This is a genomic window from Phyllobacterium sp., from assembly GCF_037994425.1.
Lineage (GTDB): Bacteria > Pseudomonadota > Alphaproteobacteria > Rhizobiales > Rhizobiaceae > Phyllobacterium.
Window position 1 is genome coordinate 1 of the sequence record NZ_JBBNAM010000225.1, and the last position, 3,332, is coordinate 3,332.

Genomic DNA, 3,332 nt, shown 5'->3' on the forward strand with positions numbered 1-3,332 from the left:
CCACGACATCCAGCAGTTTTCCATGCAATAGAAAATCACCTTCCTGTTGGCGTCATCCCCCATTTGAGACCTGAGGCCCTTGCGAAAATAGGCTTCTGTCTCCTTGTTGATGACGCCGTATCCGACATTTGGAAGCCAGATGCTTCCCGGAATGTCCTCGCGCATCTTTTCCTTCCAGATCGTTCCCGCCGGAAGACCGGCCGGCTTTGGATCGTGGGGAAGAACATCGACAAAAATTGCCTTTTTGCTCTTCCAGAGTTCCACCGCCTCATCTGTCGTTATCACCGCCGCGCCTTTGAGCGTCGCCGGCGTCGGCGCCCGGTAAGCCTGCGTCCTGTAGCCGTCCGGTTCCGGGACCGCGTCAGCGGCAAGCGCTGCGCTTGTCGCTGCCAAAAACAGAACGGCGGCCACCGCAAGCCGGTTCCACTGCAATTTCAACCACCTTTCCTCCCAAATTACCCTAGTGCGTGACCAGCTTGTTGTTTTCGTCGATCAGGGGAACCTGGTAGTCGAGGAGGATCTTGTTGATCTCCGCCTGATTTTCCCTGATCACCTTGTTGAGCGTCCGTTTCCATTCCTGGTCCGATGGCCGTACGCCCATGGTGATCCGGTATGCCATGTGGCCCGACTTTTCATTCAAAAGCGGCACAAAGGCGAGATCGGGGTCAATTTGCCTGGCATAGTAGCCGGCCATTGGTCCCCAGAGGATGGCGACATCGATGACGCCGCTTTTAAGTTCCTTGATCATCACCTCCGCCATGGACGGCGCAAGACGCGTATCGACCATCAGGGGATAGGGACGGACATTGCGCATGTAGCCGGCCTTGGCGAGATTGGCGGATGGCGGGGTCCCGGCCACGACACCGATTTTCCTGGTTGCGAGGTGCGGATCCTCGATGCTGTCGACGCCGTCGAGGCCATTGCCTTTCTTGTAGATCAGGACATAGGTCGAGCGATAATAGGCATTGGTGTTCTGGACGAGTTCATCGCCCTGGGCATAGCCCATGATGATATCGCAGCGATTGGCGCGCAGCGTATTGCGGACAAAGCCGGTTGCCATCGGATAAAAGGTATAGGCGACCGACTTGCGGCCGGTTTTTGCTGCGACGAGCTCGGCAAGCTTGTTCTCGAAGCCCATGCCGTTCTCGTCAGAGAACGGCATGTCGGACGGATCGGCGCAAACCCGCAGGACATCAGGATCGACAAGTTCACCTGCCGCGCCGAGCCCCGCGCCCTGCGCCAATACCACCTGCGGCGACGCCAGGATCGCCGCCAGCATCGCGGCAGTCATCCATTTTAGAAGGGGGCGTCGGCATGCATTCATATCAACCACCCATGCAGGACGATTCCTGCTGTTTGGCCGCGTCGGGTTTGTCCTCGTGCTTTGCCGGACGACCACGCGGCAGCTCGCCAACCGCCCGGGCACGCAGATAGACATAAAGGTCGTCCATGTAGCAGTAGACATTCTTGTTGTCGCCAAAGGCCGGCATGACCTTTTCATTGCCACCGCTCAAGTTCTTGCGCCCGCCGGCAACGATTCCCATGAAGTCGGCATAGTTGATCGACTTCAGCGAATTGGCCAGAGCCGGCGCGAAGGACGAACCGGCACCATCAGCGCCGTGGCACACATGGCATTCCGAATTGAACCGCCGATAGCCGCTATAGGTATACCAGTCAACGGTGCCGTCCGGCTGGATCTTGTATGTGGGATTTCCGTCCTTGTCGGCATATTTGCCGTTGGCGTCGGATGCGACTGCAGCTGCTGCTGCGTCGTCGGCGTAGGTGCTGCCCTGGCTTGCCATAAGGGCAAGACCGGCAGCGACGGCAAGTATTGTCTTTCGAATGGGCATCCGTAGTCCTCATATTCCAATCCGCACAGTCAGCATCCCGCGATGCCGTTTTTTACGGTTGTGATTGATCGTCAGTTCGGCATTTGAGACACCAAGGGCCCGGCCTGGTTGGACCGGGCCCTACTGCTTCGAGCTTGCATCCGCATGCTCACAATGTGTCCGACGTCGTTCCCTCTTAGTCAGGAACGGCGAATACGGTCAGCTGACCACCCAAGGTGGTGTAGTCCGCCAGACCGGCATAACCACCGACTGCACCCAGCCCGGCAGTGCCAACGACTTCTTTCTCGTCGCCCTGGGCCCTGCCCTGGTCGACTGCACCGTGCCATGCCGCAGCATTCTTGGCTTCAAGCAGACCGGCCGCAAGACCGATGCCCGCCCAGCCACCAACACCGGACAGAACGGCAACATATTGTTTGCCCTTATGTTCGTAGGTGGTGACATTGCCGATGATGCCGGAAGGGGTCTTGAACTTGTAAAGTTCCTTGCCGTTCTTATCGACCGCCTTCAGATAGCCTTCGAGCGTGCCGTAGAAGACGACATCACCGTCCGTGGCAAGAGCGCCGGACCAGACCGAGAACTGCTCGGGAATGGACCAGACAATCTCACCCTTGGCTGCATCCCAGGCAATGAAATTGCCCATGCCGCCATGGCTGTTTGGAGCCGGATACATGGAAACCGTGGCGCCGACATAGGGTTGGCCCGCGGTGTAACTCACCTTGTAAGGCTCGTAGTCCATGCAGACGTGGTTCGTCGGTACATAGAAAAGCTTGGTCTTTGGCGAATAGGCCGCAGGCTGCTGATCTTTTGTGCCAAGAGCGGCCGGGCAAATGCCCGTCGCATTCGTATCCTCGCCCTGTGCCTGGGTCGAATACTTGTCCACGACCTTTGGACGGCCATAGGTCTTGCTGCTCTTGTCCATATCCACTTCCGTGGCCCAGTTGACCGCCGGATCGTATTTCTTTGCTACCAGAAGCTCGCCGGTTGCGCGATCCATCGTATAGGCGAAGCCATTACGGTCGAAATGGACGAGCACATCGCGATCCTTGCCGTCGATCTTGATGCCATCTGCCAGGATCATTTCATTGACGCCATCATAGTCCCACTCGTCGTGCGGGGTCATCTGATAGAGCCATTTTGCCATACCGGTATCGGCATCGCGGGCCATGATGGTCATCGACCATTTATTGTCGCCCGGACGTTGAACAGGGTTCCACGTCGAAGGGTTGCCTGTGCCGTAATAGATCAGGTTCAGCTTCGGATCGTATGAGTACCAGCCCCATGTCGTTCCGCCGCCGATTTTCCACTGGTCGCCTTCCCAGGTATTCGTGCCAGAATCGGGGCCAACCGGCTTACCGAGATTGGTAGTTTTCTCCGGATCGATAAGAGTATCCTTGTCAGACCCCATCGAATAGGCCCGCCAAGCCTGCTTGCCATCCTTGATGTTGTAAGCCGTCAGGTGGCCGCGAACGCCGAATTCACCGC

The 3,332-nt window shown here is 57.6% G+C and carries 4 protein-coding genes; all 4 read right to left on the reverse strand.

What is annotated here, in order from left to right; all coding sequences use genetic code 11:
* Positions 1–438, reverse strand: a 438-nt coding sequence (locus AAAB35_RS15780; protein WP_340669237.1) for a PQQ-dependent catabolism-associated CXXCW motif protein, incomplete at its 3' end; no start/stop codon positions are given.
* A gap of 22 nt (positions 439–460) precedes the next feature.
* Positions 461–1,324, reverse strand: coding sequence for a substrate-binding domain-containing protein (locus AAAB35_RS15785; RefSeq protein WP_340669238.1), 864 nt, complete (start codon positions 1,322–1,324; stop codon positions 461–463).
* Between the two features lies 1 nt (position 1,325).
* The gene (locus tag AAAB35_RS15790; RefSeq protein WP_340669239.1) at positions 1,326–1,850 is read right to left on the reverse strand and encodes a c-type cytochrome, methanol metabolism-related; all 525 of its coding nucleotides are present in this window, start codon (positions 1,848–1,850) and stop codon (positions 1,326–1,328) included.
* A gap of 175 nt (positions 1,851–2,025) precedes the next feature.
* A partial coding sequence (locus AAAB35_RS15795) for a PQQ-dependent dehydrogenase, methanol/ethanol family (protein ID WP_340669240.1) occupies positions 2,026–3,332 on the reverse strand: 1,307 nt, incomplete at its 5' end.